This window comes from Paenisporosarcina sp. HGH0030, assembly GCF_000411295.1.
In the GTDB taxonomy this organism is placed as follows: Bacteria; Bacillota; Bacilli; order Bacillales_A; family Planococcaceae; genus Paenisporosarcina.
This window is the reverse complement of the sequence record NZ_KE150422.1, coordinates 179,751-192,962: the sequence shown is the minus strand read 5'-3', so window position 1 is coordinate 192,962 and position 13,212 is coordinate 179,751. Positions and strand designations below refer to the sequence as shown.

Sequence of the window (13,212 nt, the reverse complement as noted above, 5' to 3'; positions counted from 1 at the left end):
AGAATATTTTCGGATGAAGTAGTGAAACGACTGTCCGAACTTACGCTGAAGCTGAACAGAGAGGCTCTCTTAATTTGTGGGTTTCTTTAAAAAGTATTCTTTGCTTTTCAAAAAGAAAAAGTCCATTTGCCTGGAGTCAGGCGAATGGACTTTTTTATGCGGTCAATAATATTTCTACATAAAAGGAAACAAGTAAAATCGTCACCAATACATTAATGGTTCGGAAAATCTTATTTTGTTTCTCTTCAGGAATTTCTCGTTGCGCACATAATGCATAAGTCATGCGATTAATCTGGAATAAATACACAATCGAGAATAGTACTACAACTGCGATAATCAAGTTTATTCCTCCCCTCTGCCAATCTTCACAAGCATATCAAAATCAAGAAAAAAAGAACAGCAATCCGTTTAAAAGGTAGCTGGAGGAACAAGAATTTCATATCCCGTTTCCGTTTCTTCAATTAAAGCTTTTTTGGGTGAACGGGCAAGATTTTTAATATATAACAAATCAATCAGACAGAGACCACAATGATAAGCTAGTAGCATCGTAAAATAATGACCAAATTCGGGCATCATGAATGCTCCAGTAATCAGCATGCTGTTAATAATAAAAAACGGAGCAAGTAAAGCAAACAAGAAAAGTGCTTTAGGTACAGGCTCTTTTATGCGAATCGATAATATAGGCATAAAGCTGAATTGTTTTTTTACTGAGAAGTGTATGCGATTCCGATATCGAATCAATGGTAAAAAGTGAAGACTCTTATGAACTGGATACAATAACAAGAAACTCAGTAAAAAAACAGCGAATCGATCATCCGAAAGGCGATTGTCGTGTAAAATTTCGAGCAACACATAAAAAAGTGAAAATACGGCAACGACGAGTAATGACGATAACATGAAAATACGATCAAATCCGTATTGTTTTTTTACATTGATGGTTTTCCAGCAGTGCACTGTATGCATCTCCTATTGTAAAATAATGTACTTGCAGATACATACATTACGATGTTTTGATAGAAAAAGCAAGCCAATATTTATTACAAATTAGATAGCGTTTTCAAACGTTGCTATATTAACTCTTGTTTGTAACGGCCGGTTTAATGTTACCAATCTTTTCATCAAAGGATTGATCAATGTTTTTAAATGAATGTTCGAAGATTTCCATAAAGTCATCTCCATAAATATTTCGGATTACTGCCATGACTTCCATGAATTCGGGGAAACGCCCGTATAAATCTTTAAGAGGCATTGAACCTTCAATAACAGCGTGCTGAGAATCGTGATAATGCTCAATCATTTTAATTAATAATTCTTCACCTTGTTCAGTAAGCTCGATATACGTATTCCGCTTGTCATCTTCTCGTTTTGAAAAAGACAAAAGCCCACGTTCTTCCAATTTTTTTGAAAAGTTGAATGCAGTAGACACATGCATTACACCAAACTTTGCAACATCTGAAATGGAAGCCCCTTTTAAATGATATGAAATCCATAAAATATGATGCTCATTAATATTCAAGTCATAAGGTTTTATCCATTGTTGCCAATCCTTTTCGACCGCTTTCCAAAGCGCTTTCGACAACTGGGCAATTCGCTGGCTGTAGAGCATAGCTTCTTTCATGGTATACAATTGTTCAGACATATCGTCACCTGCTTCCATAAAAATCAATTTCTATCATTATAGCAATAAAGTAAAGGTCTGCATAGTTAGAATGTTGGAAATATTAAGATTTAAGTAGTTTTTTTGTTGACGAGAAATTGATTCAAATAAAAAATGCCCTGCAAATTTTTTGCGGGGCATTATGCTTAATTATGAATTGGCTGGTGAAGCATCTTTTTGATGCTTTGTGATTGATTTTTCAAGTTCCTCCATTGCCAACTGAATTGAAGCAATTTCATTTTGAAGACTTTCCTGAATAGGTGCAGTTTCTGACTGCCATTGTTGTACAGATTGTTTCAACTCATTAATCGTTTGCGGTACATCAGTCTTTGCCGTATTAGTTAAACCAGCTATCGATTGTTTTAAATCGCTTATTTGAAACTTAACGTCAGATAATTTCTCTTTCCAATCAGATGATGCCATTTTGACATTCGAACGTAATTCGCTACCGGATTGAGGAGTAGAGAATAAGACCACTGCTGATCCTGCCACAAGACCTGAAACCAGACCAACAAAAAATGTAGAAGCTTTCATTATAGAGGCACTCCCTTCATATATATGTATACTATTCCTTCATTTCAATTAATTAAAACATGTCGGACAAGCCAAAACAACAAGAAATGCGAAAAGTGCCTAGAAAGCCCGATTTCCGTTGGTTGCTAGAGGATAAAAAAAGGCCTGCCATGATTGGCAGACCATAGATTATTTAGTTTGAAAAAGCGGTATCGAATTTTGAACGCTTCAACAATTGCGTTACAATCGGGAAAATAAAGAAGAATGCGATGGCATTCAACGCTACAGTTGGTAAAACAACCCCAACTACAAGACCGCCAAAAGGAACATTTACTCCGAGTACAAAAATGGCAACGGATAGGAAAATGATGCCTGACAGAAGTGTACCCAATCCTGCAAGTGCGACCGAAACTGAAAGTTTATGTGTGAAATGTTTAAGTGCCACAACGACTGCAAAAAAGACAAATGCTGTAATAAACTTATCAATCACGTTTGGTAAAAAACCAGCTGGAAAAGTCGAAAATAATCCAGATATAACGCCAGTTGTCAGTGCGAGTAAAAATACATGTGACGCTTTTGGAAACAATAAAATCCCAATAAACATCATCGTCAACATGAAGTCAGGTTTCATTCCACCGCCGAAACCTGGAACGATTAAGTACAACGCAGCTCCTACACCGACTAATAGGGCCATTAACACTAAATTTTTTGTATTCATTTGCTCATCTCTCCTCAACTATTCTAAACTCATATTTAGGAATCTCCTGACGTATCCTGTGATCGACAGCGAGAAACTTACTTAAGATATTACAAGGTTTGGCAGTAAAATGCAAGTTTACTTGTGTATGTTTGACTTAATCAGTTCTGCATACTCAGCGAACATTTCATTGGTATATTGCTTCTCTTTTGTTTGCCAAGTTGCCTTAAATCCATCAGTTTGATCATATCTAGGTATGAAATGAAGATGGAAGTGGAAAATGCTTTGCCCTGCAGGAGCACCATTATTATTCAGCAAATTCAAGCCGGCTGGCTGAAAAGAAGCTTTGATTGATTCAGCGATTTTTGGCGCAACAGAAAATAATTGTCCAGCTTCTTCTGATGACATGTCATAAACATTTTCATGGTGTTTTTTGGGAATTAATAGCGTATGCCCTTTTGTCAGTGGCATAATATCCATAAAGGCTAACACATGCTCGTCTTCATATACTTTTGTACTTGGAATTGAACCGTCTACAATTTTGCAAAATAAACACTCACTCATTTTGGGTCACGTCCTTTCAAGATATGGTCATAAGTTTATCATACAAAGAAGTGGCAAGTGAAAAGCCATACAGCAAATTTTTTGATAAGATAAAGAATAAAAGGGGTGCATCTGATGAACGTATTGGAAGTAAACGCAGTAACAGGTGGCTATACACGGAAACCAGTCATTCATGATTTATCCTTTTCCATTGCCCCCGGTGAATTAGTGGGCTTAATAGGATTGAACGGGGCAGGGAAAAGTACAACCATTAAGCACATAATTGGGTTGATGAATCCAAAAGATGGAGAAATTCGACTAAACGAAGTGACAATGAAGGAAAATATGGACGTCTATCGTTCATCGTTTTCATATATCCCGGAAACTCCCGTTTTGTATGACGAACTAACATTAAAAGAACATTTGGAACTGACTGCGATGGCCTATGGGTTAGATGAAGCAACTTTGGCAGCGCGTTCAGAAGTATTGTTGAAAGAATTCCGCATGGAAAAACGGTTAAATTGGTTTCCATCACATTTTTCAAAAGGAATGCGACAAAAAGTCATGATTATGTGTGCCTTTTTAGTAAATCCTTCATTATATATTATCGATGAGCCTTTCGTTGGACTCGATCCACTGGGCATTCAATCTTTACTGGATCAAATGAATGAAAAAAAACAAACTGGCGCATCTGTCCTCATGTCTACGCATATTTTATCGACAGCTGAACGCTACTGCGATCGTATTTTGTTATTGCACAACGGCCGCATTCGTGCGCAAGGGACGATGAATGATTTACGGGCAGCGTTCAATATGCCACTTGCTACTCTTGATGATTTGTACATCGCAATGACGAAGGAGCAAGACCATGAATAACCTGCATGATGTATGGCGAATACGGTTTATTCATTATATAAATGAACTACAGAAATACATGAAATATGTATTTACAGGACATCTAGCAATTGTCTTTGTGTTTGTCCTTGGAGCGGGTGGTTATCAATATAGTGAATGGTTGAAGTCTGCACCAACTGATTTTCCGGCTACATGGCTAGTATCTATTGTAATCGGACTATTATTGGCATATAGTCCGCCTACCACATTGATTCGTGAACCGGACCAGGTATATTTATTGCCTTTGGAATCAAAGTTAATGTCATATATGAAGAAAGCGTTAGCTTGGTCATTTTGGTCTCAGATATATCTAGTCTTACTGCCATTAGTTGTTGCCATTCCTTTACTTACACAAGTAGGACAAGTCAAACCAATGACGATTGGTATGGTTCTTATCACCATTGTATTGTTGAAATTTTGGAATGGCCAAATTGAGTTTGCCTTCCAGTGGGCTAATTCAGGCAAGAGAATCTGGGGAGATCGTTCTATACGTGCCTTAATTTCTATATCTACAATCATAGCCACTTTCACACTGGTTCCCTTTTATTTGGTGCTATTGATTTTCCCAATTGGTTTTTATAGTCTTTGGATTAAGCAGGTTAAGGGACAACCATTCCCGTATGAGCACTTTGTGAAAATGGAACAAAATCGTATGTTGCGTTTTTATAGATTTGCTAATTATTTCACGGATGTTCCTCATGTACGGGGAAGCATTCACCGTCGTCCCTGGATGGATGTCATGTATCGATTGATTCCATTCCAAGAGGGAAACGCACAAAATTACTTAGTGTTTCGTACTTTTGTTCGTACAGATGATACTTTCTACTTATGGCTTCGCTTAACTGCACTTTCTGCAATAGGTGCGGCATTTATTGGCATTCCTGTTGTTGTAATGATTTTCGTAGGAGCTTTGGCATTTGCTTCTGCTATTCAAATCAAACAAGCCCTATCGTCATCTAGTGAATTCCGAATGGATATGCTTTATCCCTTGGTCGAAAGTGCACGGAAGAAAGCGGTGTTGAAATTAGTAAGAGTTGTACAAGTTTTGCAAGCAATAATCGTACTGATTGCTGTGCTTCTTATTGGCGTAGAGCAAGGCATTTTATATACTTTGCCTCTAATTGTCGTAGTAGTTAGTGAGATTACATTAAGGATGAGTAAATAGGGGATTTTAAAAGGTCTCATAGCCCATTACATGGGGGTTATGAGACCTTTTTCTAATACAATTGGTAATAGAAATTACTTTTTTCAGAAGGGCAGTAATTTTTCGAGTGGACCATCTGGCTGAATGATATTTTGAATGTCGAGAATCGGAATAGGGAAGTATGGGAAGCCCCAGACATAAGCGGTGATTTCATATTGCTGGAAGTAAATGACCAGTGAATGGTCAGCAAAGTAGAAATCTTGATCTGGCCTGATTTTTGTGAATGGTTCAAGCAATTGAATATCCCAATCTTTGACTTTCTGTCCAATGATTTTCGATAAAACCGTGACGTAATCACTATCTGGTTTAAATAAATCTTTTAATTCATACTGTCTTCCTGTAGTTACATCAAACGACAGTGCTTTGACTATGGTATTGCCGTGAGCGCCACCGGTAAACCCATAAACGGTTAATGTCAGACTTAATATATTTCGTTCGTTTGTCTTGATTTCAAATTGTCCGATCATTTCCTGTAGAAATGGCTCATGAAATCCAAGTTCGACCATCGTGTTATTCATTGTTGAAACAATGACGGAATTGATTTTCATTTCCGCTTGTCGATTGGCGAGACCAATTACAAAAGGATAGTATACGTTAACTTTAGGTGTTTGTTTTTGAAGAACTTTGTGAGCTATCGTAACAGGTAAATCCATTCGTTCATCCTTTCTAAAACATGTCTAATCTTTATCCTCTATAACCGTTACCTCAAAAGTTCCAAGACCCATCGAAGTGGAAAGTTTGTTGGTAAGATCCTGTATGTAGTTTTCTGCTTTTCTTTGACTCGTATCGATTCCATGCAAAATGATCGTTAATTCCTTTTTATCCATACTGAAAATCGTGTACGCAATGCTTCCAGTAGGTTTATATCCTTCATTTTTTAATGATGTAATAAGTTGTTGCTGAAAGTTCGTCTCGGTCAATTTACTGGTGACGGCTTCAACTTCTTTCACATCTCGCAAATAAAGGTCCTGATCCGATTCGCTAGTCAAAGACGATAGAATTATAATCACGACTACCAGACTGATAAATAAGAAACCTAGCAACATTACTCCTTTTTTTGACCTTCTCATCGCAACCTCCAATTAGACATGGTTTTAAAATCATATGCCTAATCCTTTTAATTATTCGAAGTTTGGCATGAAAGCACGAACCGGAAATTAATAAAAGCTACTTCTTATAAGAAGTAATTTGATGGAGGCTTACCTGTTTTCATCCGCAGAAAGGGCACATACTCCTTCTTTTTTATTAAATCAACCGTGAAAGTTAACAGAGCCACTAAAAAAAGAACCCGACACCATCATACTGATGTCGAATTCTCATTTATTTTACGTCTTGATAATCTACAACTGCTACACCTAATGTTTTTGCCGCAATCAACATGGCACTTTCATCAAAATCAAATTTGGGATGATGATGTGGGAACATTTCTCCTTGTGGTTGCGCCCCGGTAAAGAAGAATGTACCTGGTACTTTTTCCAAATAGTAACCAAAATCTTCACCGCCCATATGTTGTTCCGTTTCACGCACTTCACTGACACCAGGCACATGTTCAGCCAGTTCTTTCAAAAATTGAGTTTCAGCAACATGGTTAACGACGGCATTGTAACCACGCTCATATAAAAATTCGTATGTGCAATCATTCGAATGGCATGTTCCTTGAATGACACGTTCCATTTCTTTTTCAATAAGATCACGGACTTCAGGATTGAATGTACGGACTGTTCCTATTAACTTCGCTGAATCAGCAATGACATTGAATGCATTCTCGGCTACAAAAGAACCCACAGATAATACGGCCGATTCCACTGGACTCACTCGACGAGAGACGATTTGTTGCAGGTTAGTAACTAGTTGAGCACCGATTACGACTGAATCTTTTGTTTGGTGGGGGCTGGCTCCGTGTCCTCCGCGACCTTGAATTGTAATTTCGAATCGGTCAGCTGCGGCCATGACCGGTCCGACTCTGTATTCAATCGTTCCTGCAGGAGTCAGTGACCACAAATGTGTACCAAAAATGGCATCGACACCCTCTAAACAGCCTGCCTCAATCATTGGCTTCGCTCCACCAGGCGCATACTCTTCTGCATGTTGATGAATGAGTACGTATTCTCCGGTAAGTTGTTCGCGCATTTGATGCAATGTTTTTCCAAGAACTAATAAAGTAGCGGTATGACCATCGTGACCGCAAGCATGCATAACGCCAGGAACCGTCGATTTATACGATACATCTTTCTCGTCCTGAATTGGCAATGCATCGAAGTCCGCACGCAGGGCAACAGTTTTACCTGGCAAAGCACCTTTGACTCGTGCAACTACACCATTTCCGCCAACATTTGCTGTGAACTCAATACCTAAATCTGCATAGTAATCTTGAATGTATTTTGCTGTATTTGTCTCTTGAAATGAAACTTCAGGATGCATATGTAAATATCTGCGGATGACTAGCATTTCCTCAAATGCCGCATCTAGTTTTTCAAATAATTGATTCTTCACAAAAAAATCTCCTTTCGACTGTCGAAATAGTTTGAATGTTTGTTATTATATCATTGAGGGAACATCAGAACAATTGAAGTTTAATAAATTCACCAAACAAAGCAAATTCCGTCTTAAGGCGGAGAACACATCCCACTAGCGAGAGAAGTATTCGCATACGATTTAGTTAGAATAAAGGGTATAAGAAATTTTAGATTGGTGGTAAAAACATGAAAAGGCCATTATTGTCCACGTTTTTTTTTATTGGGATGGGTGCGATTTTACTTAGTTTGAATTTAGGTGTATTTAACTTACGAGAGACCTCCTGGAAAACTTTTATTATTCCGGGAATCCTTATTGTGCTTGGATTGATTGCTCTGGATAGTTATATCAAAAAAGATCGCCAAGGTATTTCCTTAGTTTGGGGAATGTTTGCCGTTTTGTACGGAATTCTCATTACATTGGGAATTCTGGATTATTTTGAATTTGCATATAGAGACTGGTTGAAATTATGGCCGATTTTATTTGTTGCTTTCGGTGTACATCAACTATTCAAACGGCCTTTACAAGAGAAAAAGAAGAAAATCATTACAATTAATACATCAAAAAATAGTGAAAAGAAGTCTTTTCACAGTCCTGATTGGGAATTAGGGCCTCTACAATTAACAAAAAATGTGGCTGAATATTTTTTTGACTTTTCAAAGGCAATTATTCCGCCTGGCGAGACTCCGATTCAATTAACTGGTTTTGTAGGAGACATCCATATGTTAATCCCTGAACATATCGGTGCTCATATTACGATTAAAGCGAATGTAGGTGCAGTTGAATTATTCGACCAACTGGATAAAGGACTTGGTGCAGACCTCGTTTATGAAACACCAAACTTTGAAACTTCAGAAAAACGTCTGCGAATATTCATTAAGTACAATGTTGTCGATGTTAAAATTCATGGTGTCTAGGAAGGAAGAGTAGGAATGAAGTCATTTCATGTTGAATCCATTAAACAAGGCTGGCGGCTTGCACGTGATGTCTCCATTTTCCTATTCGCTATTCTTCAACTATATGTTTATTTCATTCCGTACACATTTATTACTATAAAAGGTTCTATTGTAGTGCCCATCATCGTTTTTATAGTAATCGCTACGTACGAAATGATCCGGGGATATCGAAGGGACAATCATTTATCAAGTCGCCACCGCGATCTACTGGCCGGTTTTGGTATGTTGCAAAACGGCAAATACCGTACCCGCCTTCCAGTTCAAGGAAATGACGAGCTTGGGTTGCTCGAAGAAGGTTTTAATGAGTTGGCAGAACAAATGAATGTCCAATTAAGAACTTTACAACGTCTAGTGGATCAGAATGTCATGATGATCAAACAAGCTGAACAAGCTGCAATGACGGAAGAACGTCAAAAAATTGCACGTGAATTGCATGATGCTGTCAGTCAGCAATTGTTTGCCTTATCGATGCTGTCCTCTGCTGCAGAGAGAACAGTTCTACAAAATCCTGAACGAGCTGTATCCATTATTCAGCAAATATCTGTTCTATCCGTTAAAACCCTCAATGAAATGCGAGCTCTATTGCTTCATTTAAGACCAATGGATTTACAAAATAAAACCCTCTTTGTGGCACTTTCAGAGTTACTCGAAGAGTTGGAGACGAGGACTGATGTTAAATTCGACCTTAAATTCCCAGAAGAGTCCTGCTTGTCTCAAGGAAGTGAAGAGCATGTGTACAGAATTGTGCAGGAAGTGCTTGCCAATTGTCTTCGTCATGCAGAAGCTACATATGTGAAAATTTTAGCTGAGCTCAGTAGTTCACAATTTGTATTGACCATCAGAGACGACGGCAGAGGGTTTGATTCGGCAAAGAAGAAGCAAACATCATATGGATTGATGACGATACGAGAACGCTGTGAAGAAATAGGCGGAACTGCCCGTTTGCACTCAAAAGAAGGGGAAGGAACGGAGTGGCTTTTCCAGATTCCTTGCCAACCTTTAAAAGGAGGTATGCGTGATGAAACCGATTCGAATTGGCATAACGGATGATCATGAAATGGTCCGACTGGGATTGGTATCTTATTTTATGACAGAACCTGGAATCGAAGTTGTTGGAGAAGCGAGAAGTGGTAAAGAAGGAATCGCCTTAGCTAAAAAACATCTGCCCGATGTGATGCTGATGGACTTGTTAATGGAAGATGGCAATGGAATCGAAGCCACAAAAGAAATCCTGACTTTTCATCCAACATGTAAAATCATGATATTAACGAGCTATTATGATGAAGAACAAGTATTTCCAGCGCTAGAAGCAGGGGCTTTCAGCTATTTATTGAAAACATTGCCGGCCCATAAAATTTCTGAGGCGATTCATGATGCCATTAAAGGGCAGGCGACGATTGCCCCTAAAGTGACTGACTTGATGATGAAAAAGCTGCGTCCTAAAGAGCGGTTTCTTCACGATGATTTAACGGAGCGGGAATTGGATGTATTAAAGTGCCTAGGGGACGGGCTTAGTAACCAGGAAATTGGGGAAAAGTTATTCATTGGCATCAAAACGGTGAAGACTCACGTGAGCAATATTTTAGGGAAGCTTGAATGTGCCGACCGCACTCAAGCGGCTGTTTATGCCAATCGTAATGGGATCTTGCACGGGAAAGAATAAACTGACTTTCACATTGAGGAGTGTCGAATGATGCCTGTTATCATACACATTACTTACATAAAAGCACCGATTGAAGTGTGTTTCAATCTTGCCAGAAGCGTTGAAGCGCATATGAAAACTACCTCTCAAACAAATGAAAGGGCAGTTGATGGCGTAATAACAGGATTATTTGAAAAAGGTGATTGTGTCACTTGGGAAGCCACTCATTTTGGAGTGAAACAGAGGTTAACTGCCAAAATTATAGAGATGGTTAGACCCAATTTTTTTATAGATGTTCAAGTTAAAGGAGCTTTTCAATCATTTACACATACGCACGAATTTACGGAAATCCATTACGGAACAATGATGAAAGATACATTTGTCTATCATGCACCATTCGGCATCATTGGGCGCGTGGCAGATAAACTGTTTTTGGAAAAGTACATGCAAGGATTTATTGAATCCCGTTCGAATGAGCTAAAGCATCTGGCAGAATTACGAATGAGGGAAATGAAGTCAGAATAAGCCTGTGGACATTTCAAATTTCGAGGATTGGAAATTTTATATCACCTTTGCCACAGTCCTTCCATACAATATGGGTATTGATTGAAAGGAGTGTGGCATGAATGGATGATCAACAACAGTCCGTAGAATTTGTCAGCAATTTTGATCCTTTTGTGTACCAGACATTAACATCTGCTGTAGGAGGAAAAATTGTTGTTCAATTATCAAATAACAGTGTGGTCACAGGTGTACTTAAAGAGGTTGTGCCCGATCATATCGTAGTAGAAAAAAATGGAACACCATTTTACGTTCGTATCCAACAAATTATTTGGGTGTCTCCAGCTTCTCATAAATAATAATTGAACATATTCACTTACTGGGAGTCATAAACATAAACGGGAAGAGTCGAATTCGTTTAATTATCAAATTTGAGAGAAGGAGATTCCATGTTTAAACGCGTAAATAGGCTGGCAATCGAGTTGCCTGTACCCGAATATGGCGATGCAAACGCTGCCGCAGCCGTTCAAGAACTTTTGGGTGGTAAATTCGGAGAAATGTCGACTTTGAATAACTATATGTATCAGTCATTCAATTTTCGTCAAAAAACGAAATTTAAACCATTTTATGACTTAGTCGCAAGTATTACCGCTGAAGAATTTGGACATGTTGAGCTGGTATCCAATACCATCAATATCTTGAACAAAGGTATTTCCTTTGCAGGTGATCCTGATTTGACACCATTGCAGAATGGTAAAGATTTACGAAATACGTACGCGCTCATAGCAACCGCCCAAACTTCGATGGCAGGGGATTCCATGGGTAATCCATGGCGCGGTGACCATGTGTTTTCTAGCGGAAACTTAGTGCTGGATCTGTTGCATAATTTCTTCTTGGAATGTGGAGCAAGAACCCATAAAATGCGCGTTTATGAAATGACGAGTCACGAAACAGCGAGAGAAATGATTGGATATCTATTAGTACGAGGCGGTACACACGTACTTGCGTATGCTAAAGCAATTGAAATGGCCACTGGTGTTGATTTAACAAGAATGCTTCCAATACCGAATCTGGATAATCGGTCATTTGATCATGCGGTAAAATTTGAAGATCGTGGGTTAGGAAATGTTCTCTTTACATGGAATGATGAAGGGCAGTATAAAGATATCCGCTCTATCTGGAAAGGCGATAATCCGAGTAATGGTCAGCCACTTGTTGTACAAGATGGCATTCCTAAAGGTGGACCAATTCCGGATCTTGACGATTTACCTGAAGAATTCGCGCCAGGAATTGGGCCGGATGAATATCAACAAATTGCCAAACGTTTAATGGCTAACATGTAGGGTTTTAAACGATTTCTCAAGAAGTTAACTTGCTTGTGAACCGAGTTTGAGCGATAAATTTCTAGTTTGATTGATAAATCCTCTAATTTGAGCGATAAAAATTTCACGAAATTATTATTAAGAAATCCATAGCCATCAAAAAAGCGCCGTTCCCTTGGGAATAGGCGCTTTTCAATATTATTAAGCTTAGTCTGTCTTTTTTGCAGTTTTATAAGTTGTAACATAAGAAGCACTTGAGAAGATATTTGGACGTTTGTCGATGCCTTCATCGGTACCGCGTTTTTCATGTGCCTTGTTATAAGCTTGTGAATTCTGCCAAGCTTCGAATGAGCCTGCACCAGTCCATTCCGTCAAAATGATGTATGTGTCCGAACCGACTGGACGCAATACGCGGATTGCAATAAATCCTGGCTCATTTTCAATAGCACGCGGACGATTTGTGAATCGGTGTTCAAAAATCGGGCGACCTTCTTCCGTTACTGGGATATTGTTGAAAACGAAGTAGCCCTGGTCACTTAATTCACCTGAAGAGTCGATGACTTCATACTTACGCGGTGTTTGAAAAACTGTTTTGCCACTTGTTTCATGAAGTAGCACTGCATTTCCTTGTCCGTGTAGGACGACCATCTTTTCTCCTGCATGTTTTTCCTTTAAAGAATTCATGAATTCAGGTGTACCTGACGTCAAATAAATATTCACTCAAAATCCCTCCATTCTATATGTACATTATAATCTTCCCCAGTTAAAA

Annotated in this window: 18 protein-coding genes; 8 read left to right on the top strand and 10 right to left on the bottom strand. The window is 38.6% G+C overall.

The features are described 5' to 3' along the window. Nucleotides 1–154 precede the first annotated feature (154 nt). The 6 genes from HMPREF1210_RS13035 to HMPREF1210_RS13010 all read right to left on the bottom strand — a co-directional run bounded on the left by HMPREF1210_RS13035 (nucleotide 155) and on the right by HMPREF1210_RS13010 (nucleotide 3,431). Entirely contained in the window at nucleotides 155–340 is a 186-nt protein-coding gene (locus HMPREF1210_RS13035; protein WP_016429167.1) for a hypothetical protein, read from the bottom strand. A gap of 68 nt (nucleotides 341–408) precedes the next feature. Continuing rightward, nucleotides 409–954, bottom strand: a complete 546-nt coding sequence (locus HMPREF1210_RS13030; RefSeq protein WP_016429166.1) for a DUF3267 domain-containing protein — start codon at nucleotides 952–954, stop codon at nucleotides 409–411. Nucleotides 955–1,072: 118 nt separating this feature from the next. Then, a complete protein-coding gene (locus HMPREF1210_RS13025) occupies nucleotides 1,073–1,639 on the bottom strand; it encodes an HTH-type transcriptional regulator Hpr (protein WP_016429165.1) in 567 nt (188 codons plus the stop codon). 168 nt (nucleotides 1,640–1,807) lie between these two features. Continuing rightward, a complete protein-coding gene (locus HMPREF1210_RS13020) occupies nucleotides 1,808–2,191 on the bottom strand; it encodes a YtxH domain-containing protein (RefSeq protein WP_016429164.1) in 384 nt (127 codons plus the stop codon). 172 nt (nucleotides 2,192–2,363) lie between these two features. Continuing rightward, a complete protein-coding gene (locus HMPREF1210_RS13015; protein ID WP_016429163.1) occupies nucleotides 2,364–2,888 on the bottom strand; it encodes a tryptophan transporter in 525 nt (174 codons plus the stop codon). Nucleotides 2,889–3,005: 117 nt separating this feature from the next. Beyond that, nucleotides 3,006–3,431, bottom strand: coding sequence for an HIT family protein (locus HMPREF1210_RS13010; protein ID WP_016429162.1), 426 nt, complete (start codon nucleotides 3,429–3,431; stop codon nucleotides 3,006–3,008). Nucleotides 3,432–3,545: 114 nt separating this feature from the next. Here HMPREF1210_RS13010 and HMPREF1210_RS13005 point away from each other — a divergent pair, with 114 nt between their 5' ends. Next, complete coding sequence (locus tag HMPREF1210_RS13005) at nucleotides 3,546–4,286, top strand: ABC transporter ATP-binding protein (protein WP_016429161.1); 741 nt, start codon at nucleotides 3,546–3,548, stop codon at nucleotides 4,284–4,286. Beyond that, the gene (locus HMPREF1210_RS13000; protein WP_016429160.1) at nucleotides 4,279–5,469 is read left to right on the top strand and encodes an ABC transporter permease; all 1,191 of its coding nucleotides are present in this window, start codon (nucleotides 4,279–4,281) and stop codon (nucleotides 5,467–5,469) included. The genes HMPREF1210_RS13005 and HMPREF1210_RS13000 overlap by 8 nt, the downstream gene beginning before the upstream one ends. A gap of 83 nt (nucleotides 5,470–5,552) precedes the next feature. Here HMPREF1210_RS13000 and HMPREF1210_RS12995 read toward each other — a convergent pair whose 3' ends face one another. The 3 genes from HMPREF1210_RS12995 to HMPREF1210_RS12985 form a co-directional block, all read right to left on the bottom strand. Beyond that, nucleotides 5,553–6,161: a DUF3298 and DUF4163 domain-containing protein gene (locus HMPREF1210_RS12995; RefSeq protein ID WP_016429159.1), complete on the bottom strand. Its 609-nt coding sequence runs from the start codon at nucleotides 6,159–6,161 to the stop codon at nucleotides 5,553–5,555. Nucleotides 6,162–6,185: 24 nt separating this feature from the next. Further along, nucleotides 6,186–6,578 (bottom strand): hypothetical protein, encoded by a 393-nt coding sequence (locus HMPREF1210_RS12990; RefSeq protein ID WP_016429158.1) that lies wholly within the window; start codon nucleotides 6,576–6,578, stop codon nucleotides 6,186–6,188. A 250-nt stretch (nucleotides 6,579–6,828) separates the two neighbouring features. Further along, nucleotides 6,829–8,001, bottom strand: a complete 1,173-nt coding sequence (locus HMPREF1210_RS12985) for a M20 family metallopeptidase (protein WP_016429157.1) — start codon at nucleotides 7,999–8,001, stop codon at nucleotides 6,829–6,831. 209 nt (nucleotides 8,002–8,210) lie between these two features. Here HMPREF1210_RS12985 and liaF point away from each other — a divergent pair, with 209 nt between their 5' ends. The 6 genes from liaF (at nucleotide 8,211) to HMPREF1210_RS12955 (ending at nucleotide 12,464) form a co-directional block, all read left to right on the top strand. After that, on the top strand, nucleotides 8,211–8,939 hold the full coding sequence (gene liaF / locus HMPREF1210_RS12980) for a cell wall-active antibiotics response protein LiaF (RefSeq protein ID WP_016429156.1): 729 nt from the start codon (nucleotides 8,211–8,213) through the stop codon (nucleotides 8,937–8,939). Nucleotides 8,940–8,954: 15 nt separating this feature from the next. Then, the gene (locus tag HMPREF1210_RS12975; protein WP_016429155.1) at nucleotides 8,955–10,028 is read left to right on the top strand and encodes a histidine kinase; all 1,074 of its coding nucleotides are present in this window, start codon (nucleotides 8,955–8,957) and stop codon (nucleotides 10,026–10,028) included. Then, a complete protein-coding gene (locus HMPREF1210_RS12970) occupies nucleotides 9,997–10,641 on the top strand; it encodes a response regulator transcription factor (RefSeq protein WP_016429154.1) in 645 nt (214 codons plus the stop codon). Before HMPREF1210_RS12975 ends, HMPREF1210_RS12970 begins: the two co-directional genes overlap by 32 nt. A gap of 30 nt (nucleotides 10,642–10,671) precedes the next feature. Further along, nucleotides 10,672–11,145: an SRPBCC family protein gene (locus HMPREF1210_RS12965; protein WP_036660116.1), complete on the top strand. Its 474-nt coding sequence runs from the start codon at nucleotides 10,672–10,674 to the stop codon at nucleotides 11,143–11,145. A gap of 101 nt (nucleotides 11,146–11,246) precedes the next feature. Beyond that, complete coding sequence (locus HMPREF1210_RS12960; protein WP_016429152.1) at nucleotides 11,247–11,480, top strand: DUF2642 domain-containing protein; 234 nt, start codon at nucleotides 11,247–11,249, stop codon at nucleotides 11,478–11,480. A 90-nt stretch (nucleotides 11,481–11,570) separates the two neighbouring features. Beyond that, nucleotides 11,571–12,464, top strand: coding sequence for a manganese catalase family protein (locus tag HMPREF1210_RS12955; protein WP_016429151.1), 894 nt, complete (start codon nucleotides 11,571–11,573; stop codon nucleotides 12,462–12,464). Nucleotides 12,465–12,650: 186 nt separating this feature from the next. Here HMPREF1210_RS12955 and HMPREF1210_RS12950 read toward each other — a convergent pair whose 3' ends face one another. Further along, nucleotides 12,651–13,163: an antibiotic biosynthesis monooxygenase gene (locus tag HMPREF1210_RS12950; protein WP_016429150.1), complete on the bottom strand. Its 513-nt coding sequence runs from the start codon at nucleotides 13,161–13,163 to the stop codon at nucleotides 12,651–12,653. Nucleotides 13,164–13,212: the final 49 nt, after the last annotated feature.

Bases quoted from the DNA above. Each gene is read 5' to 3' on its own strand.
- HMPREF1210_RS13025 (WP_016429165.1), bottom strand. From the start codon at position 1,639: ATGTCTGAACAATTGTATACCATGAAAGAAGCTATGCTCTACAGCCAG.
- HMPREF1210_RS13020 (WP_016429164.1), bottom strand. From the start codon at position 2,191: ATGAAAGCTTCTACATTTTTTGTTGGTCTGGTTTCAGGTCTTGTGGCA.
- HMPREF1210_RS13015 (WP_016429163.1), bottom strand. From the start codon at position 2,888: ATGAATACAAAAAATTTAGTGTTAATGGCCCTATTAGTCGGTGTAGGA.
- HMPREF1210_RS13010 (WP_016429162.1), bottom strand. From the start codon at position 3,431: ATGAGTGAGTGTTTATTTTGCAAAATTGTAGACGGTTCAATTCCAAGT.
- HMPREF1210_RS13005 (WP_016429161.1), top strand. From the start codon at position 3,546: ATGAACGTATTGGAAGTAAACGCAGTAACAGGTGGCTATACACGGAAA.
- HMPREF1210_RS13000 (WP_016429160.1), top strand. From the start codon at position 4,279: ATGAATAACCTGCATGATGTATGGCGAATACGGTTTATTCATTATATA.
- HMPREF1210_RS12995 (WP_016429159.1), bottom strand. From the start codon at position 6,161: ATGGATTTACCTGTTACGATAGCTCACAAAGTTCTTCAAAAACAAACA.
- HMPREF1210_RS12990 (WP_016429158.1), bottom strand. From the start codon at position 6,578: ATGAGAAGGTCAAAAAAAGGAGTAATGTTGCTAGGTTTCTTATTTATC.
- liaF (WP_016429156.1), top strand. From the start codon at position 8,211: ATGAAAAGGCCATTATTGTCCACGTTTTTTTTTATTGGGATGGGTGCG.
- HMPREF1210_RS12975 (WP_016429155.1), top strand. From the start codon at position 8,955: ATGAAGTCATTTCATGTTGAATCCATTAAACAAGGCTGGCGGCTTGCA.
- HMPREF1210_RS12970 (WP_016429154.1), top strand. From the start codon at position 9,997: ATGAAACCGATTCGAATTGGCATAACGGATGATCATGAAATGGTCCGA.
- HMPREF1210_RS12965 (WP_036660116.1), top strand. From the start codon at position 10,672: ATGCCTGTTATCATACACATTACTTACATAAAAGCACCGATTGAAGTG.
- HMPREF1210_RS12960 (WP_016429152.1), top strand. From the start codon at position 11,247: ATGGATGATCAACAACAGTCCGTAGAATTTGTCAGCAATTTTGATCCT.
- HMPREF1210_RS12955 (WP_016429151.1), top strand. From the start codon at position 11,571: ATGTTTAAACGCGTAAATAGGCTGGCAATCGAGTTGCCTGTACCCGAA.